This window comes from Pseudomonas moorei (assembly GCF_042846945.1).
GTDB classification, from domain to species: domain Bacteria; phylum Pseudomonadota; class Gammaproteobacteria; order Pseudomonadales; family Pseudomonadaceae; genus Aquipseudomonas; species Aquipseudomonas moorei.
In genome coordinates this window covers 5275068-5296713 of sequence record NZ_AP035776.1, presented here as the reverse complement: position 1 = coordinate 5296713, position 21646 = coordinate 5275068, and the positions used below count along the sequence as shown (strand labels likewise).

Here is a 21646-nt window from a genome sequence, read left to right as displayed (position 1 = left end):
GATAGCAGGAGCACAGGGCGTGCCAGTTATTTAACGTGTTGAATTTAAAGGGTTTATTGTTTGTTTTTCGGTGGGGTACAGGCAAAAGTAACTGGATTTGTAGGCGTTTTTGCAGCACGCCGATGCAGCAAGGAACCTCCCTGCAGGCGCTGGCAAGCCAGCGCCTGCTGGACGGTGTTTACAGCCTTTGAGGTCAGTCGCGCTGCAATTTGCGAATCAGCGTGCCGATGTCGATCCCCAGATGCTGCGCCGCCTTGCGTTTGCTCCCGCATAGCTCCACGGCCTGGAGGATGACCTGGCGTTCGAACTGCTGGACCTGAAGCTTGAGGTTCTGCTCGAGGCTTTGCTCCGGGCCGTTCTCCGCCTCTGCGGGTTTGAAACGCTGCTGCAAAGGTGCCGGGTGCAACAGTTCAGCCGGCAAATGATGCTCCTGAGCCTCATCGTCGGCGAGGACCGCCAGGCGTTCGAAAATATTCACCAGTTCGCGAATATTGCCCGGGAAGTCATAACCCATCAGGCACTTGCGGCAACCGGCCGACAGGCTCAAGGAAGGTTCGCGATCTCCGTTGATGCGGCTGAGCAGGATGTCGATGAGGAACGGCAAGTCATCACGATGCTGGCGCAGGGGGGGAATTTCCACGGGCAACACGGCCAGGCGATAGTAGAGATCGGCACGAAATTCACCGGTGCTTACCAGATGGCGAAGGTCCTTGTTGGTGGCGGCAATCACTTGCACCTGCACGGTTTTGCTCAAGGGCGAGCCGACAGACTGAATGGTGCTGTCTTCGAGAAACTTCAGCAGTTTGGCCTGCACATGCAGCGGAATCTCGCCGATTTCGTCGAGGAACAGTGTCCCGCCGGATGCCGCCTCGATATAGCCTTGCTTGCCGCCTTGCAACGCCCCGGTAAACGCGCCGCGCTCATAGCCGAACATTTCCGACTCGAACAGGCTTTCGGGAATGCTCCCGCAGTTGACGTGAATGAATGGCCGATCGCCCCAACCAGCGGCTCGGTGAATGTGGCGGGCAATCGCCGTCTTGCCGACGCCGGGCTCACCCAGGAGCAACAGCCGCGCGCGTCGGCGGAAGGCACGCACGCCGGTGTCGGCGATGCTCGACAGCTGCGGTGAGAGGTGCAGGGCGCTGTCCTGTGGGTCGCGCAGGCCTTGCGGCTCCAGGGGGCGGTTGCCGAGCGCTGCCCGTCGCGGCGGCTGGCTGCCGTCGAAGTCCTTCTGGGTCAGCATCCGGAACGGTTTTTCGTAGGCGCCGGTGGGAATCGCGTGGGTGCTGCTGAGTAGCACGCGTCCTTCCCGGGAGCGGGTCAGGGCGCTGTTGCCACCGCGATTGAGGGCGGTCAGCAAGTCGTCGTAATTCAAGGCCGAACGCTGGAAAAATTCAGTCTCGGGCAAGCCGATCGCTTGCTGCTTCGACAGGCGGTTGACGCGCTCGGCGGCAAGGTTGAGAAAGCGCACCCGGCCTTCACCGTCGGTGACGATCAAGGCTTCACTGAAGCTGTCGAGCAACGCGTGCAACGCCGGGGTTTCCAGCAAGGCACCCAGCACCTCGCTGCTGGCATTGACCGAAGAGCGCATACCCATTTGCAACGAGGGTGGCAGGTTTGAGTCTTTCATGGGTGCAACTCTTCGACGCGGCGAACGCCCTGGCTTTCGCGAAAGACCGCGACCCGCCATGCCACGCCCTCGCGAACCAGAATGCGCGAGCAATGCACGTTGAAATGGCGCTCGCGCCCACGCAGGTCCGGCAGAGGCAGGTTGTGCCAGGTGCGTTCCGGCAAGGCCATGTCCAGCAGCAAGCGCGCGATACCGGCGCCATGGGAGATGCCGAAGGTGTCTTCAAAAGCCGCGTTACGCCATTGCGGTTGCAAGTGTTCATCGATCACCAGCACGGCGTCGGGCACCGCATCGAACACCCGGCGCAAGGCATCGATGCGCTGCTCGGCGTCATGCTGCATGCGCAGTTCCTGGCTGACGTCGCGAATACTGCCCCACATCCGCAGCAGTTGGCCGTTGACGATGGTCGCCCGTACATCGTTCTCGACATAGGCCGGCGAGCCATCGTGGCGGCGATCCACCGAGAGCGCGCAGTCGACGCTGAAACCGGACTCGATCAAGCGCCGCACGAACTCTTCGTTGGCCGGGCTGCGCGGCCAGTAAAGGCGCACCGGCTGCTGGTTGAAGTCGACATCCGACGGCATTTCATAGACCTCGGCCATGGCACGGTTGCACAAGCGCCAGTGGGAGTCGTTTTCGAACACCTGGCGGACTATTTCATCCGGGGAATTGTGGATGTCCACTGCTTCGGCGAACTCGATGCACCAGTACGCCACCTTCGCGCTCTGCAGCATCTGGCTCATCACTTCATTGGCGTTGTGCATTTCCCGCAGCCGATGGCCCAGGGATCCGAGGGGGATTTTCAGCAAGTGCAGGCGCGCCGGCTGTACCGAGCGCCACTCCAGCAATCCACTGGCGATCACATGCAGCAGGCCACCGTTGTGACGAATCAGGGTGAGCTCCAGGCTGTGGATCTGTTCGTCCGCTGGCGGGTTGGCAAACAATGCTTGTACGGTGCGCACCGACTCGACACTGAAAATGCGTTCGATCGGTTGAGACAGCAGCTCTTCAAGCGCATAACCCAATTGATCGCTCAGGCTGGCGGACAGGTTGAGCAGTTGCCCGTCGGCACTGACGGTGCTTGCAAGAGGCTGGGCTTTTCTGGCCAGCAAATTCAGGATATCCATCGGTGGATCGGCTCGATTCGGCTAAGGGGTGGAGAAAGACGGGGCATTTCGCATGCCAATCTCGACAGCCACAAAACAGGGCATAGGGGAGAGACCGCTTCTCGAAGGGTGCTGCAGTTTTGCAGGTGTGTGCATTTACGCAGCGTTTGAGTCGAGCTTAAGGGCAATGCCAGGGCAGGCGGAATCTATCCGATGAGTGACGAAATCAAGGTAGGCGGGCAATAGCATTTTTCCGTCCTGCCCCGTATTTCGCAGGATGAAATCGGTCTAAAAACACCGTCCCGGGCGCCGAGTGCTTTGCTACTCTGAAGGTGTAGGTGATGACGCAGACTGATGCGCAAGCGGATAGCGAGGAGGCGTGGGGCGCGCTCCGAAGGGTACACGGTTAGAAAGATCTCCGCGCTGAGATCCAGCCCTTATGCCGTGTGAAGCAGGACAGTACTTTTAGCTACAAGATGGTTCCATGACTGTTCTGTGGGAGGCCTGATAAACCTTGTAAGCCAGAGACCAGCGCTGGCCACCTACTTGATCTTCGAAGCCCGCCTTGAGCGGGCTTTTTAATGGAGCTCAGAAAATCCCGAGTAGTGCTCCTGTAGGAGCCAGCCTGCTGGCGATGGACTCAAGTACGCCGCGTTTAACCAGACCGCACGCGTTATCGCTAACGACCATCGCTGGCAGGCCAGCGCCTACAAGGACCGTGCCCGCACCGGTTCGGGGGCTTAAACCAGATTGATGGTCACGTCGTAATTGCGACCGGCCCACTTTTCCACCGTTATGTACGCTGCATGTGTCTCGAATCCGGGGTTGTGTATCGTTGTGCAGGTTCGCCGCTCGACTGTTCAGAGCGGTACAAAGCTCGATCGACTGGCGGGGTTCGCCGGCTGTGCTAGCGTCTTGAGGTCGACCCTCATTTGCGAGCTCCCCCCATGGACGAGTCCATCGTTAATGTCACCACTGCCAAATTCAACGCCCTCATCGCCATCGTGCAGGCCTACGGAGCCGCGTTCGCAGTCAAGATTCTGACCGCCATAGCGTTCTGGATCGTCGGGCGCTGGCTGATCGGCTTTGCCGTCCATATGGTGCAGAAAGCCCTGGGCAAGCAGCGGGTGGACCCGACTGTGCTGCGTTACGTGGGCTCGGCGATCACGGTGACGCTGAACATCATCCTGGTGATCGGCATTCTCGGTTACCTCGGGATGCAGACCACCACCTTCGCCGCGTTGCTCGCTGCGGTCGGTCTGGCGATCGGCATGGCCTGGTCCGGGTTGCTGGCCAACCTGGCGGCCGGTGCCTTCATCATTGTCCTGCGCCCGTTCAAGGTGGGCGATTTCATCTGCGCGGGCGGGGTGACCGGCACGGTGACCGAAATCGGCCTGTTCGCCACGGCGATCAACACCCCGGACAACGTGCTGACCCTGGTGGGCAACAACAAGATCTTCAGCGACAACATCCAGAATTTCACCCACAATCCGTTCCGCCGTGTTGAACTCAAGGCGCAGCTCTCCGGAGCGGCCGACTGGAAGGCGGCAGCGGCCTTGCTCAAGGAGAAAATCGCGACCATCCCCAATGTGCTCGCCGAGCCGGCGGTGGATGTGGAGATTCTCGAGTTCAACCTGGTGGGGCCGGTGCTGGCGGTGCGACCTTACTGCCATAACGAAAACTACTGGCAGGTGTATTTCGACACCAACCGCATCATCAAGGATGCCCTCGGCGAGGCCGGCTTCCCGGCGCCGATGCCAGCACAAACGGTGATTTTCCAGCAGGGCGCTACCTTGCCCGGAGCACTGACCAAGGAATGACGGCGTCAATTCGATTGCGGTCATGGGTACCGGGTCGCAATCGACTTCATGCGGAGCAGGATCAATAAATGCAGGATGTTCGCCCCAACCCAACGCAGCCCCTGGAATATTGTGTCGAACGTCCGATATTCATGGATTTCTTGCAGCAGGCCAGACGCACGCCTGATGCAACCGCAGTCATCGCTCACGATGTGACGTGCACTTATCGTCAACTGGAAGAGACCAGCCGGCGCATAGCCGGTTTGCTGATCGAACAGGGCGCCAGCGCGTCGGACCGGGTGGTGATCGTGTCGAACCGCTGTGCAGGCCTGGTCTACGCCATGCTCGGCGCCTCACGCGCCGGGCTGACGTTCAGCGTCGCCGACATGGCCTATCCTGCGGCGCGCATCGAGCAGATCATTCGCATACTGCAACCTTCATTTGTGTTGCTCTGCGGCGGGGCGACCTTCGAACCGGGGCATGGGCAATCCCAGCCAGGGGTTGCTCCTCCACGGGTGGTGAAAATTGCCGAATCGCCCAGCGAATCACTGCATGCCCATGCCGTTGATCCAGAGGATTTGCCGGTAGTCGACCCGGCACATCCGGCCTACATCACCTTCACATCGGGCAGTACCGGTGAACCGAAGGGGATTGTCACCCACCATGCGCCGCTGGTTCATTTCATCGAGTGGCATACCCGGCACCATTCGCTGTCGGAAAACGATTGTTTTTCCCTGCTGTCCGGACTGGGGCATGACCCCGTCTACAGGGACGTCTTCACCCCGTTGTCGATCGGCGCCAAAGTGGTCATCCCCGAGCAATCGCTCGTGATCGACCCATCGGCTTTGGCCACATGGCTGCATAAGCATGCCGTTTCGGTGATTCACCTGACGCCGCCCCTGGGCAAGCTCATAGAGGCGGGGGCAAAGATCAATGGCTCCAGATTCAACGATCTGCGCTATCTGTTCTGGGGCGGCGATGCCCTGAGCGATACCTTGTACGAACAGATGCGCGGCATTGCACCCGATGCAAAGAGCGTGAACTTTTACGGCACGACGGAAACGCCGCAAGCCATGGCGTTTCACCCGCTCGATCCCGCCGCCGACAATGCGCGGATACCCCTGGGCAAAGGCATTGACGGCGCACAACTGCTGCTGGTGAATGAGGCCGGTCAGCTGGCCGGCACCGGAGAGGTCGGGGAGATCCTGATTCGCAGTCCCTATTTGTCATTGGGTTACTGGGGCGACGCGGCAAAGACCCGGGACAGTTTTGTGGCCAATCCCTTTACTCACGCCCCGGACGATATTTGCTACAAGACCGGCGACCTTGGCACCTATCTGCCAGATGGCAGTGTCATGTTTCTGGGGCGCGGTGACAGTCAGGTCAAGATTCGCGGGCACCGAATCGAACTGACCGAAATCGAAGGCACCCTTTCGCGCCATCCCCGCGTCAAACAGTGCGTTGTGCTGGCGGCGAGCGATCGTTCGAATGTGAGGCTGGTGGCCTATTGCGTTTCAACCGACCCTGTTTCCTCGGTTCAATTGCGTGAGCATGTCAGCAAGGAACTGCCCGACTACATGGTGCCGGCGCAGTTTGTCTTCCTGGACGCCATTCCTCTGACACCGAACGGCAAGATCGATAAGCGGGCACTGGCTGCGGTGGGCGCCTCAACGGATGCGGCGTCCCCTGGCTCGAACCAGAACCTGTCGCCGCTCACGCTCAAGCTGGCGGATGCCTGGTCTGAAATCCTCGAAGTCCCGTCTATCGATGCCAACCTGTCGTTCGTGGAACTGGGCGGCGATTCGCTGTCGTTTGTCCAGGCTTCAATGGTCCTTGAGCAGTTGATCGGGCATCTGCCTGATCGATGGGAAATGCTGCCGGTCCGTGATCTGGGTGAGCTGGCCAACACGGCGAAACCGTCGAGGCTGGCCATTCGGGCGATGGAAGTTCCCGTGTTGCTGCGGGTCATGTCCATCGTGATGATTGTGGTCGGGCATTTTCATCTGTTTTCCGATTGGGCGTTTTTCGGCGAGACGGCCGTGTTGTTCGCCGTGTCCGGTCTCAGCCTGGCTAGGTTCCAGGTTCAAGCCATCAATGAACGCGGTAACGCCAGTACGCTCCTCAAGTCCATGGCCAGTATCGCGGTGCCCACGGTCCTGTATACGGTGTTGACCCAGGTGCTTTTCGACAGGGTTCACTGGCCGTCAGTCTTGATGATTTCCAACTGGTTTCCACCCAGGGAAATCGGCAACTTCACCTATTGGTACATTGAGGTGCTGTTGCAGATGATCGTGATCATCGGGATCGTGTTGTCGTTCGAGCGCGTCAGGGCAATCATCCTTTCCAATCCGTTCCGTTATTTGCTCATGGCGTCCTGTCTGCTGGCGGTGGCTGACCTGTTGATCAGTGCCTATGTGTTTGACGCATCAGCGCTCAATAACCGGGTGCCGCAGCATTACCTGGCGATCATGGTGCTCGGCATGGCCATTCACTATGCCGACTCCACCCGGCGCAAATGGCTGGCCAGTGCGGTGACGGTGATTGTGCTCGGTGGGCGGGACGTACTGGAGTTCTACGGACATGGCTTGCCGGCGGTTGGCATGAGCGAATACATCGATGTGGCGGTGCCAGCGGTGCTTGCGGTGATCTGGATCCGTTCCGTGCCCGTACCCGGCCTGATCGCGCGGGGGCTTGCCGCCATCGCCGCGTCAACGCTGTACATTTATCTGACGCACTTTCAATTCCAGTCCTTGGCCCATCGCCTCAATGACAGCCCTGTACTAGCGGTGATTATCGCCATCCTTGGCGGGATCCTGGTCGGTTATGCCTGGAACAAGTTCGTTCGAATCGTTTTGATGCGCTTGAACGGTGCGGAGAAGAAGCGCCGTTCGCAAAAGATTGAACGGGTGGCCTGACGTCAGTGTTTTCGTCAGGTCGCCACTTCACGGCTATCCTGTTTTTCATGCGTTTGATGCTGTACCGCGTCGTTAACCGGAATCAACGGTTGTCTGGATGATGGGTCCCTTCCGGCAAGGACAGGGTCTTGCGGCGTCCCACGGGCTTTCCTGGATGAAAGGCGGTGGTTGCACGGATAGAAGTGGCAGCGATGAACACAAGGGTCGAGCTGGCAACTGACGACGCGGCGCAAGGCTTGTTCGTGCAAACGCTGGAGCAGGCTATCGACGCCGTGGTGGTCGTGAATGAGCTCGACCTTGTGGTGTTTTTCAACGCCGCTGCCGAGCGCTTTTGGGGCTGCTCGCGCATGGACGTGCTGGGCCGTGCAGTCAGTGCCCTGATCCCCCGGGGGCTGAGCCTGACCCCGGACGATTCTTCCCGCGAGCACAGCGGTCTGGATGTGCGGATCCTGCGCCGCGATGGCCAGGAGCGCTGGGGTGTGATGTCCGTCTCGAAAATCACCCTGCACGATCAGACCCTGCATGCGGCGTTCCTCAAGGATGTCACGCACCTGCGCGTGCAAGACCTCGAGCACCGGCTGCTGTCGATGTCGATCAATGCCACGCATTCGGCGACCTGCATCGTCGACGCCCAAAGGCAGCTCATCTACGTCAATGACGGGCTGATCCGCTTGCTGGGGTATTCCCGTGAAGAGGTGATCGGGCAATCACCGATGCTGTTCTTCGTGCCCGACGCGCGGGCCGAAACCCACGCGGAGCCGGAGCTGGAAGCCGTTCTCTGCGGCCAGCCTCACGAGTTCAGCGCGCTTGTCAGCAAACGCAGCGGCCAGCGCCTGTGGGTGCATGTGTCCTCGACGCCTGTGTTCGATGCTCGGGACCAGGTCGAGCACGTGGTGATCGTGCTGACGGACATTACCCAGTCAAAGCTGCATGAGGTGCTGCAAAACAAAGTCATCGGCGCATTGCTCAAGGAAGAGTCGCTGGAAAGCGTGCTGACGCTGTTGTGCCATGAAATCGAACGCATCGCCCCCGAAGTCATCGTTTCGATCCTCAGTGTCGACCCCCAAGGGATTCTGCATCCCCTGGCCAGCCCCGGTTTGCCGACCGAATACTCCAGGGCCATCGAAGGCCTGGCCATCGGCCCCGTGGCAGGGTCCTGCGGTACCGCCGCCTACCGGGGCGAGCCGGTGCTGGTGACTGACATCAATAACGACCCGCTGTGGGCGGACTACAAGCACCTGGCTCAACAGTCCGGCTTGCAGGCCTGTTGGTCGATGCCGGTGCGCAACGGTGCCGGGCGTATCGCCGCGACCTTTGCCCTGTATTTCCGCGAAAGCCGCGGGCCTGACCCCTTGCACGGCCATCTGGTCAAAGCGGGCACCCATCTGTGCATGTTGGCGCTCGAACGCGAGCAAGCCCGCCAGTCCATTCGAAAAATGGCCTTTTACGACGGCCTGACCGGCCTGCCCAATCGCAGTTTCCTGCTCGCCCAGGCACAACGCACCCTGGTCGCAATGGCGCGTGAGCAGGCGGAGCTGGCCGTGCTGTTCGTCGATCTGGATCGTTTCAAGCAAATCAACGATGCGTTGGGCCATGCCTCGGGTGACGAGTTGTTGCGCGTCATGGCGCACCGGTTGCGCAGCGTGTTGCGAGAGTCAGACCTGGTCGGGCGTCTGTCCGGCGACGAGTTCGTCCTTGTGCTGCCACGCATGAACGCCACACAGGTCGCGACTTTTCTCGAGCGGCTGATGCTGCTCCTGAGTCGCCCGACCACGATTGCCGGCATATCTGTGGTCGTTTCGGCCAGCATTGGCATCAGCCTGTTTCCCGGTGACGGGCGGGACATGGAGAGCCTGTTGCACCGTGCCGACATTGCGATGTATCAGGCCAAACGCATCGAACGCGGCAGCTTCAGCTTCTTTGTCGAAGAGATGACCCGGAACGCTCAAGACCGATTGGTCATGGAGACAGCGTTGCGCAACGCCATGGCCAACGACAGTCTTGAGTTGTTCTACCAGCCACAGATCGATCTCAACAACGGCAGGCTGGTGGGTGTCGAGGCCCTGGCACGCTGGGCGCATCCGATACTGGGCGACATTTCGCCAAGGCAATTCATACCGCTGGCCGAGGAGTGCGGGCTGATCAATGAACTGAGTCAATGGGTGCTGCAAGCGGCGTGTGAGCAACTGGCCGCGTGGCGGCGACAAGGATTGGCGATTGCGTCGCTCTCGATCAACCTGTCGCCGATCAACTTTCACAACCTCGACCTGGCCGAGCTGATTGCCGGCCAATTGCAGCGATACGGCTTGCAACCCGCTGACTTGTGCGTGGAAGTGACCGAGGGTGTGGTGCTTTGCAACAGTCCAGGCACCCATAAAACCATCCGCGATCTGCATGCACTGGGGGTGCGGCTGGCCATCGATGATTTCGGCACGGGCTATTCCAGTCTGGGCTATCTGCGGCACCTGCCGATCAGCGAGCTGAAGCTGGACAAGAGTTTTGTCGACGACCTGGAACACGACAGGTCTTGCCGGGCCCTGAGCGAGTCGGTCATCGGCATCGGCAGGAGTCTGTCGTTGACCGTGGTGGCGGAAGGGATTGAGTCCGCCGTCCAGCGCGACATCCTCAAGGCCCAGGGTTACGAGATCGGCCAGGGCAATTTCTTCTCGGTCCCGCTGCCTGCCCAGGCCTTCGCGCCACTCATTGATCTGGCAAACGCGGGCGGGGCCGTGTGCAACGGGGCAGGGCCGCTCTGCCTGGGGCTGGGGATTTCGAGCTGATTAAGGGACGGCCTGACAATGGCACTGTAAACTGGCCGCCCGGTTTCGACCGACCCTTTACCCTCTCAAGCAAGAGTTGCCCATGGCCAATCAAGACATCACCTTTGTTCCGGACCCCGATGCCGATTCCATCTCCTCCGACGTCGCCGGTTTTGGCGGCCTGTTGGTCTCCACCCAGATCCCGACCCGCGCCGACGGCAGCCTGGAGCTGGGCGACATCACCCTGCAGAGCGAATGCACCCTGCAGGCGCTGAAGGTGGCGCTGGAGCGTGCCGGCAGTTCCATGGACCGGGTTCTGCACCTGACCATCTACCTCACCGACATGGCCGACCGCGCCGCCTTCAACGAGGTTTACCAACGCTTTTTCGCCAAGCCCTGGCCGGTACGCGCCGCCGTTGGCGTAGCCGCGCTGGCGGTCGAAGGCATGCGCGTGGAAGTGACCGCGATGGCCGCCAAGGGCTGAAAACACCCTATTTGGGAGCGAGCCTGCTCGCGATAGCGGTATGACCGTCAACGCTGCTGCCGACTGGCACGCAGCCATCGCGAGCAGGCTCGCTCCCACAAAAAGCTCAGGCAAATTCGTTCAGGCTGGCGCCATCGGGCAGCCTGTGGGTGCCGGTCAAGGGTTTCGCCGCTACAATGCGTGCCTTGATCGTGACAGGCCAGACTAAAAACACATGTCCCTACCCAAGCATCACCTCGAATTGCTCAGCCCCGCCCGCGACGTAGCCATCGCCCGCGAGGCCATTTTGCATGGCGCCGACGCCGTGTACCTGGGCGGCCCAAGCTTTGGCGCCCGCCACAATGCCTGCAACGAAGTGAGCGATATCGCCCAACTGGTGGAGTTTGCCCATCGCTACCACGCCCGGGTGTTCACCACCATCAACACCATCCTGCACGACAACGAGCTGGAGCCGGCGCGCAAGCTGATCCACGAACTCTATGATGCCGGGGTCGACGCACTGATCGTCCAGGACCTGGGCGTGATGGAACTGGATATCCCGCCGATCGAACTCCACGCCAGTACCCAGACCGACATCCGTACCCTGGCGCGGGCCAAATTCCTCGATCAGGCCGGTTTCTCGCAACTGGTGCTGGCCCGTGAGCTGAACCTGCAGGAAATCCGCGCCATCGCCGACGAGACCGACGCGGCGATCGAGTTCTTCATCCACGGCGCGCTGTGCGTGGCATTTTCCGGCCAGTGCAACATTTCCCACGCGCAGACCGGCCGCAGCGCCAACCGGGGCGACTGCTCCCAGGCCTGCCGTCTGCCGTACACCCTGAAAGACGAAAAGGGCGGGGTCATCGCCTACGAGAAGCACCTGCTGTCGATGAAGGACAACAATCAGAGCGCCAACATCCGCGCCCTGGTCGAAGCCGGCGTGCGCTCGTTCAAGATCGAAGGGCGCTACAAGGACATGGGCTATGTGAAGAACATCACCGCCTATTACCGCCAGCGCCTCGACGCTGTGCTCGAAGACCGCCCGGACCTGGCCCGTGCCTCCAGCGGCCGCACCGCGCACTTTTTCCTGCCCGATCCGGACAAGACCTTCCACCGCGGCAGCACCGACTACTTCGTCAGCGAACGCAAGATCGACATCGGCGCCTTCGACTCGCCGACCTTCACCGGCTTGCCGGTAGGCGTGGTGGAAAAAGTCGGCAAGCGTGATCTGCTGGTGGTCACCCACGAGCCGCTGTCCAACGGCGACGGCCTCAATGTGCTGGTCAAGCGTGAAGTGGTGGGCTGGCGCACCAACATTGCCGAGCCCAAGGGCGAGTTCGAAGAGGACGGCGAGAAGCGTTATCGCTACCGCGTCGAGCCGAACGAGATGCCAAAAGGCTTGCACCAGTTGCGCCCCAATCACCCGCTCAGCCGTAACCTGGATCACAACTGGGCCCAGGCGCTGCAAAAGACGTCCGCCGAGCGCCGGATCGGCCTTTCGTGGGTCGCGCGCCTGCGTGAAGAGCGCCTGGAACTGACCGCCACCAGTGAAGAGGGCGTCAGCGCCAGCGTTGCCCTCGACGGTCCGTTCGGTGTGGCCAACAAGCCGGAACAGGCCCTGGAACAACTGCACGATCTGCTGGGCCAGTTGGGCACCACCGAGTACCACGCCACGAACATCAAGCTCGACGCTCCCCAGGCCTGGTTCATCCCCAACTCGCAACTCAAGGCCTTGCGCCGCGAAGTGATTGAAGCACTGACCGTGGCGCGCATCGCCGCACATCCACGGGGCGGTCGCAAAGCCGAGACCAACCCGCCGCCGGTGTACCCGGAATCGCACCTGTCGTTCCTGGCCAACGTCTACAACCAGAAGGCCCGTGATTTCTATCACCGCCACGGCGTCAAGCTGATCGACGCGGCCTACGAGGCCCACGAAGAGGCCGGCGAAGTGCCGGTGATGATCACCAAGCACTGCCTGCGGTTCTCCTTCAACCTGTGCCCGAAACAGGCCAAGGGCGTGACGGGCGTGCGCACCAAGGTGGCGCCGATGCAGCTGGTGCATGGCGATGAAGTGCTGACGCTGAAGTTCGACTGCAAACCGTGCGAAATGCACGTGATCGGCAAGATGAAGGGCCACATCCTGGACCTGCCGCAACCGGGCAGTGCTCAGTCGGTGGTCGGCCACATCAGCCCTGAAGACCTGCTCAAGACCATCCCTCGCGCCCCTCACTGAGTGACAGGCGAGCGCGACGTCACGGCGTCGTGCTCGCCCCATCCCGGGCAACAGCGCCATTGAAACCTTTGCGCGGACTGCTGCATCAGCAGGCCGGCTTGCGCAAAGCTTCCTGCCTGCAACCGCTTGCGGTTTGTATTGCAACGTATCTTCAGCCGCAACAGTGACGTACGCATACAAAACAGGGCCCAGCGCGACACATGCGCGATACACGGTGAACGCCTAATGGCGCTGCCCCACAACGGCACCCGCGCTTTTACCCTGCGCTCACTGGAGAATGGCTATGTCCCGAATCAACACCCGTTACGCTGCTGGCTGGCTTGGCGTTGCGCTGGCCACCGCGACACTCGGCGCCTATACCGGTCTCGCTCAGGCGCAGGAGAGCAAGGCCCCGGCGAAAAACTGGCAGGCCGGGCTCTCGCGTACCGATCTGGTCCGTCGTGACCTCGATGTCGATGGGCGTGAAGTCATTCAGGTCCGGGTCGATTTCGATGCCGGCGTGACGTCGCCCAAGCATTCCCATCCCGGCGTCGAAATCGCCTATGTGATTGATGGCACCTTTGAATATCAACTCGAAGGGCAACCACCGGTCACGCTCAAGGCCGGTGATTCGCTGTACATCCCGGCGGGCATCGCCCATGTGGCGAAGAACATCGGCCAGGGCAAAGGCTCGGAGCTGGCGACCTACATCGTCAAAAAGGACACGCCACTGGTGGTGTTGCAGCCGTAGACGGCAGCCGCCTGAATCAGCGGTTCAGGCGTGTTCACGGCGGCGGCTGACCAGGGCGATCAGGCAAGCGATACCGATCAGCCCCCACGCGACCATGAACGTCACGCGCATGCCGCTGGCAACCGCCTCGGGATGCGCGGTATTGATGTCGACCGAGTTCGATGCCAGGGCAAACACCGCGCCCAGTACAGAGGCCCCGGTGATCAGGCCGAGATTGCGCGACAGGTTGAGCAAGGCGGACACCACGCCCCGCTGGTCAGGCGCCACATCATTCATGACAACGGTGTTGTTGGCAGTCTGGAACACCGCATAACCCAGGGTGATGATGACCATGGGCGCGAGGTAGCCGCCGATGCCGAACGTTGTTGGCAGCATTGACAAGGTGAAACAGCCCAGCGCAATGGCGATGAGCCCGGCCAGGGTCATGCGCCGCGCGCCGAAGCGGTCGGCCATGCGCCCGGCGGGCACGCCGGACAGTGCCGCCACCAGCGGCCCGACGGACAACACCAACCCGACCCCGACCGCATCCAGCCCGAGCGCCCGCGACAGATAGAAGGGCCCGACCACCAACGTTGCCATCAACACCGTCGTCACCAGCAGGCTCATGGCCAGGCTGGCGCTCAACTGCGGATCGCGGAACATCGCCAGTCGAATCAGCGGCGCCGCGACGCGTGCCTGCACCCGAATGAACAGGCCGACGCCCACGCACGCCGCCAGCAACAAGGCGATGTTCAACGGACCAAAGTGGCCGCGACCAAGGGTCATGGCCAATGCATAAGCGCCCAGGGTCAGGGCCAACAGCAGGCTGCCGAGCGGGTCGAAACCGCTGCGTACGGTGTTCGCTTTGCGCTGATCGGCCGGCAAATGGCGATAGGCAAGCAGCAGCGTCACCAGGCCCAAAGGCAGCATCATCAGAAACATCGCCCGCCAGCCGAATCCGCCGATCAACAGCCCACCGAGGGAAGGTCCCATCGCGGTGCCAATCGCCGACATCGTCCCGAGCAAGCCCATGGCGCTGCCGGTCTTCTCCTTCGGCACCGTCTCGCTGACGAAGGCCAGGGTCAGGGCCATCATGATCGCCGCGCCGAGGCCTTGCACGGCCCTCGCGCCGATCAGCAGGCCGAGGGTCGGTGCCAGGCCGCACAAAGCCGAAGCCAGGGTGAACAGACCGATCCCGCTCAAGAGCAGGCGCCGCCGCCCGACCAGGTCGCCGAGCCGTCCGACACTGACGATCAGCGTGGTGATGGCCAGCAGATACGCGAGGACGACCCACTGCACCTGCTGGAAGGAAGCCTCGAACACCTCGGCCAGCGTCGGCAAACCCACGTTGGCGATGCTGGTGCCGAGGGCGGACAGCAGCATCGACATTGACAGGCTGGCCAGTGCCCACCTGACGGATCCGGTTCGTTGCGTGCCTTCTGTCATTGCCGTTGTGGAATTCATGGGGTCCCCCTGTCGTGGCCACTCCCGATTGGAGCTATCGCAAAACTACGCCCGCGCCTAACATGGCGGAAGACGCACCCTTTGCATTTAATACGTGCGTTCAACGCCCTATAAGCCCGCCACGAGGCATCCCATGTCCAGCGCCGATTTCAACTTGCTGATCACCCTTGATGTGCTGCTGGCAGAAGGCAGCGTGGCCCGCGCCGCCAAGCGCTTGCGCCTGAGCCCTTCGGCGATGAGCAGGGCGCTGGCGCGATTGCGCGAAACCACTGGCGATCCGTTGCTGGTCAGGGCCGGACGCGGTCTGGTGCCCACGCCCCGGGCGCTGGCGTTGCGTGAGCGGGTCAGTCAATTGGTGCAGGAGGTCGAAGCGGTATTGCGTCCGGCCGAGCAACCGGACCTCGCGCAATTGGTTCGCACGTTCACGCTGCGCACCAGCGAAGGTTTCGTCGACAATTTCGGCGCCAGGCTGATTGCACGCGTCGCCGGGCAAGCGCCCGGTGTGCGCCTGCGCTTCGTGCACAAACCGGACAAAGACAGCACGTCACTGCGTGACGGCACGGTGGATCTGGAAACCGGGGTGGTGGGCAAGGGCGCCGGTCCGGAGTTGCGCACCCAGGGTCTGTTTCGTGACCGCTTGATCGGCGTGGTGCGTTCGGGGCATCCGTTGAGTCAGGGCCCGATGAGTGCCGCACGTTTCGCCGCAGGCAGTCACATCAGCGTGTCCCGGCGCGGCCTGGACAAGGGGCCGATTGATGATGCCCTTGAATTGCTCGGGCTGGAGCGCCAGGTCGCCACCATCGTCGCCGGTTTTTCCACGGCTCTATCGCTCGCCCGGGCCAGCGATTTGATCGTCAGCGTGCCGGAGCGCCACACCGCCGATCTGCGACAAGGCATGCACAGTTTCGAGCTTCCTTTATCGTTGCCCACGTTCACCGTGGCCATGCTCTGGCACCCGCGAATGGATGCCGACCCCGTGCATCGCTGGTTACGTGAATGTCTTCGAGTGGTTTGTTCGGAATAGAAAGTAACTGAAGAAACAGTCAGTTTAAATCCGTGGCAACTTAGTCAATATATTGAGTGCTGGTGTTAAGCTGTTGTTACTGATTTTGTATGTGTAGGTCTTTTGTTATATGAGCGAAGAAAATCATATAAAAATACTTTGAACTTATGCTGTTGGGTGAGGTATGCGGCAGGCTCAATAATTATAAATGTCTAAAGAGAAGAGTTCGCAAGTGTGGTGACTGGCGCAACGCTATCAATGTGGCGATTTACTAGTACTGCGGATATATACAATAATTTGCTCTGCTATATTGACTAACATATTGATTGATATCGATAAATTAGTTTGTATTATTTGAGTCATGATTGTTGTTATTGCTAAACAGAAGCCGGGTTATCGGGGACATTGGCTGACGAAGTGCTGTTGCCGTGTATCTGGAAAGAAATCAAAATAAATCGAACGCTTTTCTTCATCGGTGTTAGTGTTGGTCACTTCAATAAACCGCACTTGTCGTTCTGTAGAGGACGTGCGTCATGTCGATTCCAAATCCTCGAATCGCGATACTCGGTAATAGAGTGCCAAGTTTGAACCTTCCCGAACTTGAACACTTTTCCGACCTTGGCAGTCTGTTGGCTGCCCGCGCATTTGATGTGGTACTGCTGGACATGCCCGCCGCTTATGCGGGGAAAGTGCTGCGAAAGCTGCGCTCTATCCCGCCGTATCGCTACACCCTCATTTACTGTTGCCGCGACCAGGATGGCTGGTGTGAGGCCTTGGGTGATGGTGCATGCCCGGTCGATGCCAGTGAGATCAAGCAGCTTTGGGTCGCCTGGCAAGAGCGCTTCAGGTTGCTTGAACAGGGCGCCGCGCCCGAGCGATTTGAAAGCCGGGTGTTGTCCTGGCTGTGGTTACGCGGCAACACCTATGTGTATGCGTTGCGCGACCCGGAGGTGCCCCAGCATTACCGCTACCCGCTGCTGGAAGCCCTGGCTGACAACGAGCAGATCAATGCGTTTGTCTGGCTGGGCTTGATGGTGCAGCAAGGCTGGCTGGAAGAGGGGGTGCTGGTCGATCGGGTTCGCCTCTGTTCGGAATGCGGTTCGGGCCGGCTCAATTACATCGACGTGTGCGCCGAGTGTCAGGCCCTGGACATTTCGCGACAACCTTCCTTGCACTGCTTTACCTGCGGGCATGTGGGCCCGCAGGAATCCTTTCTCAAAGACGGCGTGCTGCTGTGCCCCAACTGTTTGAGCCGGCTGCGTCACATCGGTACCGATTACGACCGCCCGATGGAAAACTATCGCTGCCGCTCATGCCAGGCGTTTTTTGTCGATGCCGAAGTGCAGGCGCGTTGCCTGGATTGCGGCTTGTCGCATACGCCGGACAAATTGCGTGTCCGCGAGGTCAGGGATTTCCGCCTGACCGAAGCCGGACGGTTCCGCTGCCGCCAGGAGTTCAGCGAGCGATCGGTCCCCGGCTTTGGTCGGCTCAACCTGCTGGGCGGCAAGGATTTCTATGATCTGCTGAGCTGGCAGATCCAGATTGTGCGCCGCTATCCGGTGCCGACCTTCTCCCTGATCGGAATGCGCTTCGTCAACCTGAGCGGGACCTTGTCGCAACTGGGGGAACAACGCGGTCATGCCTTCATCGATAGCGTGGCCGATCGTTTGAAGGAAACCGTGCGGGAAACGGACCGCTGCTCGCGAAGCACCGAAGAGTTCTTCTGGATCATGCTGCCCCATACCGACGGCAAGGGTCTGGAATGCGTCAAACAACGCTTGAGCCGGATTGCCGAGCTGTTTTCGGCGCCGGAGGTCAGCGACCTCTCCCTGCGTGTCGTCAGTATCACGGCGCCGGACGATCTTCTTGATCAGGAAGATGGTCAATTACTGTTGGCCCGTTTGGCCGGCGAGTTGGTGTGACACCCATGAACCCGTTGATGGAACAACTCTACAACGCGCTGGGCGGGCTTGCCGGGGCGGATGGTCTGAGCCGGTTGTTCTACATGCTCTTTCCATCGTTTCTGATTTTTGAATTGCCGATGATGATCCTGGTGATGCTGGGCGTGCTGCGCTGGTTCGCACGTCGGCGTTCCCGCGTGCCGAAGATCAGCGTTTATCAGCCCAAGGTCTCGTGCATCATCACCTGCTACAGCGAAGGAATGGACGTGCAGACCACGCTCCTGAGCCTGTGCGAGCAGACGTATGGCGGCCACATCGAGATGATTCCCGTGGTGGACGGCGCCACCGTGAACCAGGCGACGCTGGCCGCTGTGCGCAGCTTCAACGTGGACCCGCAGTTGTACCCCCGGCGCCATTTGCGCCCGATCGCCAAATGGCAGCGGGGCGGACGGGTGTCTTCATTGAACGCCGGCCTGTCGCTGGCCAGCGGCGAAATCGTGATGGCGCTCGATGGCGATACGTCCTTCGACAACAACATGGTCAGCGCCATCGTGCGGCATTTCGAAGACCCCATGGTGCCCGCGGTGGCCGGTAGCCTGCGTGTACGCAACGTCTGGGGCTCCTGGGTCACGGCGATGCAGTCGCTGGAGTACCTGCTGTCGATCCACATGTCGAAAATCGGCCTGGCCGAATGGAATCTGGTCAACAACGTGTCCGGTGCCTTTGGCGCCTTCCGCCGTAGCTTCCTGGTGAAAATCGGCGGCTGGAACACCCATACAGCCGAAGACCTTGACCTGACGCTGCGCATCAAGAGCTACTTCAAGCGCCATGACCTGAGAATCCCGTTCGAGCCTGAAGCGATCGGTCACACCGACGCGCCCGCGACACTCAGTCAATTCCTGATGCAGCGATTGCGTTGGGACGGCGACCTGTTCTTTCTGTACATCAGAAAGCACAACCGCAACATCAGTCCGAAATTATTAGGCTGGAAAACCTTTTTGATGATCCTGGTGACCGGCTTCTTTTTCCAGCTGGTGCTGCCGTTCATCATCTTCAGCTACACCTTGCTGGCGATCTTCATCCTGCCGGGCATGACCCTGCTGTTTCTGTTTTCGCTGATCTATCTGTTGTACCTGACGATCACCGTGCTGATGTTCGGCGCCATGCTGTTGATGGTGTCCGACCGCCCCCGGCAAGACATGACCCTGGGCTTGCTGGTGCCTTTTTTCCCGATGTTCATGTTGCTCCTGCGTTGCTGGAGCGTGGTCGCCATGCTCAACGAAATGCTCCGTCGCGGGCATGAAGAAAGCTCGATGGCGCCGTGGTGGGTGCTCAAACGCGCCACGAGGTTTTGATATGCGATCAATCCTTCTGGCCCTGTGCTTGCCCCTGCTGGTGGCCCAGCCGTTGATGGCTCAGGCGGCGCAAGCGCAAAGATGGTCCCAGGCCAGTTATGTCTGGGACAGCGAAGCCTTGCTCGATCCCGGGCAGCGGCCGGCTGAACTGGAGGCACTGCGCAACGCCGGAATGGACAAGATTTACCTGGGCCTCAAGGCCGCGCAGATCAAAGACCTGGGCGCGACCCGCCAGCGCCTGGAACAACTGCTGCGGGACGCGGCGGACAAGGGGGTACAAGTCAGCCTGTTACTGGGCGATCCGAGCTGGATCGAGCCGCCGGAACGCCATCAGCTCACCGATCTGCTGGGAAAACTCAAAGGGCTCGCCTTCATCAGCCTGCACCTGGACCTGGAGGTCGAGCAACTGGGCATGCCCGTCCCCGATCAGCGCCTTACAGACTGGCTCGAAACCTTGCGTACAGCCTCTTCAGTGAGCCCATGGCCGGTCGAGATTTCCAGTCACCATCGCTGGTTCGCTGATCCCAAACCCGGACACCCCTGCGTGCCCTGTGCGCTTCCCGATGCGGGCGTGCGTCAGGTCAGCCTGATGATTTACACGCGCAATCCGAACAACAGCGCGCGAATGGCAGAGCAAATCGCCAGGCGCTGGCCCGACCTGCAATTTCGCCTGGCACAAAGCACGGAGCCGCAACTGGACGCCACGGAGTCCTGGGCCGGCGCTTCGACCGAACAGTTGCAACACCAGAGCAGCGTCTGGCGTGAACAACTGCAACCTCTCGGGATTGCCGGCATTGACTGGCAAGCCTGGCGAGACTTTCCAAAACGGTGAACCCTCATGAAGATTCGTTTTGATAGTCGCAAGGAACTGAGCCCGACTCAGGAGCAGGGTTTGAGCGTGCTCTATGCCCCGGGCAAACGCACGGCGTTTCGCGTGCGCTGGTATTTGATCCTGTTCCTGGTCGCCAGCCCGTTGATCTGGCTGGGCGGCAAACTGGCCTACGGGATGCTGATGATCGACGCGCCGGCTCAGTTGCGCTTGCCGATCATCGAAGTGCGCGCACGGGATACCGGTCGGGTCGAGCAACTGTTCGTCAAGGCCGGCGACCAGATCGGCGTCAATCAACCGCTGGTCAATCTCGACAACCCCGAATGGCGGGCCCGGCTATCGCAACTGGCGGCCATGCCGACCAACACGACGCCGGCACGCAATACCAAATTGGGCGGCAGCGAGCGACAGTTGCTCAATACCCGCATAGGGAGGGCGCAGGAGCGTGTGAAGGTGCTGGAAGACCTGGTGGATCGAGGTGCCGTCTCTCCGGGAGAAGTGTTGACGGCCAAGTCTGAGCTGGATGGCTTCAGGGCCGATCTGTTGGCGTTCGAGCGGCGCGAGCAACTGGCCAATCAGGCGCCGTTGAGCGTCGAGCGAGATGTCATTCAACAGAACGCCGAGCAGCAGTGGCTGAAGACGCGCCTGGCCGCGCTGCCGATCAAGGCCCCGCAGGGCGGGCGAGTGGCGGAAGTCATGGTCAACCCCGGTGAAAACGTCGGAGCCGGCACCTTGCTGATGCGCATCGAGCGACAGGAAGACCCGCTGCTGTGGATTTACCTGGAGCCGCAGAACATCAGCTACGCCGCGATTGGCCAGGCGCTGCGCGTTCGCATGCCCAATGGGGACTGGCTGGACGCCCATGTTGTCCAGGCTGTGGACAGTGCCGGGCGTACACCCACGGTGTTGCGAGGACCATTCACGGCCAGCGAAATGGGCTTGCAGGTCGCCGCCCGGTTTGATCACCCGCTGCCGGCGAAATGGCGAATCGATCAACTGCCGTTGAATGTGCGGTTCCCCACCGACTGGCAACAGATGTTCGCCGACAGCCGTGAGCTCATCGAGCAAGTGGGGGATCTCTTTGCCATTGGTCGGGCAACGGCGACCGCCCAGGAAAGCCATTGAAGGATCACCTGCGATCAATCATCGCCGACCTGATGGACGCGTCGTCTGGGTCGGCCCCTCAGATGTACTGATGGCGGCGCGCCGTCGCGGCGACTTCGGTTGCCAGCAAATGCTCGGCCAGCACATCGTTCAAGAACCGGAACTGATCGTTGAGCCCCACCACTTCGTTGTTGAAGTGATTGGCGGCGGCCGGAATCAGCAAGGCTTCGAATTTTTTGTCGAATACCAGGGTCAACACTTTACGAGACTCGAAAGGTTGCGAGTAATAGTTGCTGCCGAACACCGGGAAGCTCACGGACAGGGTGACTTCGTTGATCATGACGTGCGCTCCTCGGAGAGGACGAACCAGCCCAAT

General features: G+C 60.7%; 15 protein-coding genes. 11 read left to right on the top strand and 4 right to left on the bottom strand.

Features of this window, described 5'->3' with window-relative positions:
* Positions 1-193 precede the first annotated feature (193 nt).
* Positions 194-1630 carry a sigma 54-interacting transcriptional regulator gene (locus ACGJAX_RS24720; protein ID WP_390956500.1) on the bottom strand — a complete coding sequence of 479 codons (1437 nt, stop codon included), beginning with the start codon at positions 1628-1630 and terminating at the stop codon, positions 194-196.
* Positions 1627-2757 carry a PAS domain-containing protein gene (locus ACGJAX_RS24715; RefSeq protein WP_247257286.1) on the bottom strand — a complete coding sequence of 377 codons (1131 nt, stop codon included), beginning with the start codon at positions 2755-2757 and terminating at the stop codon, positions 1627-1629. Before ACGJAX_RS24715 ends, ACGJAX_RS24720 begins: the two co-directional genes overlap by 4 nt.
* A gap of 926 nt (positions 2758-3683) precedes the next feature.
* Between ACGJAX_RS24715 and ACGJAX_RS24710 the strand changes: the two genes are divergently transcribed.
* From ACGJAX_RS24710 to ACGJAX_RS24685, 6 genes are all read left to right on the top strand, one after another.
* The gene (locus ACGJAX_RS24710; RefSeq protein WP_090320093.1) at positions 3684-4556 is read left to right on the top strand and encodes a mechanosensitive ion channel family protein; all 873 of its coding nucleotides are present in this window, start codon (positions 3684-3686) and stop codon (positions 4554-4556) included.
* 68 nt (positions 4557-4624) lie between these two features.
* A complete protein-coding gene (locus tag ACGJAX_RS24705; RefSeq protein ID WP_390956499.1) occupies positions 4625-7450 on the top strand; it encodes an amino acid adenylation domain-containing protein in 2826 nt (941 codons plus the stop codon).
* 191 nt (positions 7451-7641) lie between these two features.
* A complete protein-coding gene (locus tag ACGJAX_RS24700; RefSeq protein ID WP_390956498.1) occupies positions 7642-10230 on the top strand; it encodes an EAL domain-containing protein in 2589 nt (862 codons plus the stop codon).
* 82 nt (positions 10231-10312) lie between these two features.
* On the top strand, positions 10313-10693 hold the full coding sequence (locus tag ACGJAX_RS24695) for a RidA family protein (RefSeq protein WP_090320103.1): 381 nt from the start codon (positions 10313-10315) through the stop codon (positions 10691-10693).
* 214 nt (positions 10694-10907) lie between these two features.
* The gene (locus tag ACGJAX_RS24690) at positions 10908-12905 is read left to right on the top strand and encodes a U32 family peptidase (RefSeq protein ID WP_247257289.1); all 1998 of its coding nucleotides are present in this window, start codon (positions 10908-10910) and stop codon (positions 12903-12905) included.
* 283 nt (positions 12906-13188) lie between these two features.
* Positions 13189-13635 (top strand): cupin domain-containing protein, encoded by a 447-nt coding sequence (locus ACGJAX_RS24685; RefSeq protein WP_390956497.1) that lies wholly within the window; start codon positions 13189-13191, stop codon positions 13633-13635.
* Positions 13636-13659: 24 nt separating this feature from the next.
* On the opposite strand, the gene ACGJAX_RS24680 is transcribed toward ACGJAX_RS24685, so the two are convergent.
* Entirely contained in the window at positions 13660-15078 is a 1419-nt protein-coding gene (locus tag ACGJAX_RS24680; protein ID WP_390956496.1) for an MFS transporter, read from the bottom strand.
* A 133-nt stretch (positions 15079-15211) separates the two neighbouring features.
* Between ACGJAX_RS24680 and ACGJAX_RS24675 the strand changes: the two genes are divergently transcribed.
* The 5 genes from ACGJAX_RS24675 (at position 15212) to ACGJAX_RS24655 (ending at position 21291) form a co-directional block, all read left to right on the top strand.
* Positions 15212-16102 (top strand): LysR substrate-binding domain-containing protein, encoded by an 891-nt coding sequence (locus ACGJAX_RS24675; RefSeq protein WP_390956495.1) that lies wholly within the window; start codon positions 15212-15214, stop codon positions 16100-16102.
* Positions 16103-16614: 512 nt separating this feature from the next.
* Complete coding sequence (locus tag ACGJAX_RS24670; RefSeq protein ID WP_390956494.1) at positions 16615-18003, top strand: diguanylate cyclase domain-containing protein; 1389 nt, start codon at positions 16615-16617, stop codon at positions 18001-18003.
* 5 nt (positions 18004-18008) lie between these two features.
* A complete protein-coding gene (locus ACGJAX_RS24665) occupies positions 18009-19337 on the top strand; it encodes a glycosyltransferase (RefSeq protein WP_390956493.1) in 1329 nt (442 codons plus the stop codon).
* Between the two features lies 1 nt (position 19338).
* Entirely contained in the window at positions 19339-20169 is an 831-nt protein-coding gene (locus ACGJAX_RS24660) for a hypothetical protein (protein WP_390956492.1), read from the top strand.
* 6 nt (positions 20170-20175) lie between these two features.
* Positions 20176-21291: an efflux RND transporter periplasmic adaptor subunit gene (locus ACGJAX_RS24655; protein WP_390956491.1), complete on the top strand. Its 1116-nt coding sequence runs from the start codon at positions 20176-20178 to the stop codon at positions 21289-21291.
* A 58-nt stretch (positions 21292-21349) separates the two neighbouring features.
* Here the strand turns inward: ACGJAX_RS24655 and ACGJAX_RS24650 are convergent, their stop codons facing one another.
* Positions 21350-21610, bottom strand: a complete 261-nt coding sequence (locus ACGJAX_RS24650) for a hypothetical protein (RefSeq protein ID WP_090320138.1) — start codon at positions 21608-21610, stop codon at positions 21350-21352.
* Between the last annotated feature and the right edge of the window lie 36 nt (positions 21611-21646).

Bases quoted from the DNA above. Each gene is read 5' to 3' on its own strand.
- ACGJAX_RS24700 (WP_390956498.1), top strand. From the start codon at position 7,642: ATGAACACAAGGGTCGAGCTGGCAACTGACGACGCGGCGCAAGGCTTG.
- ACGJAX_RS24655 (WP_390956491.1), top strand. From the start codon at position 20,176: ATGAAGATTCGTTTTGATAGTCGCAAGGAACTGAGCCCGACTCAGGAG.
- ACGJAX_RS24660 (WP_390956492.1), top strand. From the start codon at position 19,339: ATGCGATCAATCCTTCTGGCCCTGTGCTTGCCCCTGCTGGTGGCCCAG.
- ACGJAX_RS24710 (WP_090320093.1), top strand. From the start codon at position 3,684: ATGGACGAGTCCATCGTTAATGTCACCACTGCCAAATTCAACGCCCTC.
- ACGJAX_RS24680 (WP_390956496.1), bottom strand. From the start codon at position 15,078: ATGAATTCCACAACGGCAATGACAGAAGGCACGCAACGAACCGGATCC.
- ACGJAX_RS24705 (WP_390956499.1), top strand. From the start codon at position 4,625: ATGCAGGATGTTCGCCCCAACCCAACGCAGCCCCTGGAATATTGTGTC.
- ACGJAX_RS24670 (WP_390956494.1), top strand. From the start codon at position 16,615: ATGTCGATTCCAAATCCTCGAATCGCGATACTCGGTAATAGAGTGCCA.
- ACGJAX_RS24695 (WP_090320103.1), top strand. From the start codon at position 10,313: ATGGCCAATCAAGACATCACCTTTGTTCCGGACCCCGATGCCGATTCC.
- ACGJAX_RS24715 (WP_247257286.1), bottom strand. From the start codon at position 2,757: ATGGATATCCTGAATTTGCTGGCCAGAAAAGCCCAGCCTCTTGCAAGC.
- ACGJAX_RS24685 (WP_390956497.1), top strand. From the start codon at position 13,189: ATGTCCCGAATCAACACCCGTTACGCTGCTGGCTGGCTTGGCGTTGCG.
- ACGJAX_RS24650 (WP_090320138.1), bottom strand. From the start codon at position 21,610: ATGATCAACGAAGTCACCCTGTCCGTGAGCTTCCCGGTGTTCGGCAGC.
- ACGJAX_RS24675 (WP_390956495.1), top strand. From the start codon at position 15,212: ATGTCCAGCGCCGATTTCAACTTGCTGATCACCCTTGATGTGCTGCTG.
- ACGJAX_RS24665 (WP_390956493.1), top strand. From the start codon at position 18,009: ATGAACCCGTTGATGGAACAACTCTACAACGCGCTGGGCGGGCTTGCC.
- ACGJAX_RS24720 (WP_390956500.1), bottom strand. From the start codon at position 1,630: ATGAAAGACTCAAACCTGCCACCCTCGTTGCAAATGGGTATGCGCTCT.
- ACGJAX_RS24690 (WP_247257289.1), top strand. From the start codon at position 10,908: ATGTCCCTACCCAAGCATCACCTCGAATTGCTCAGCCCCGCCCGCGAC.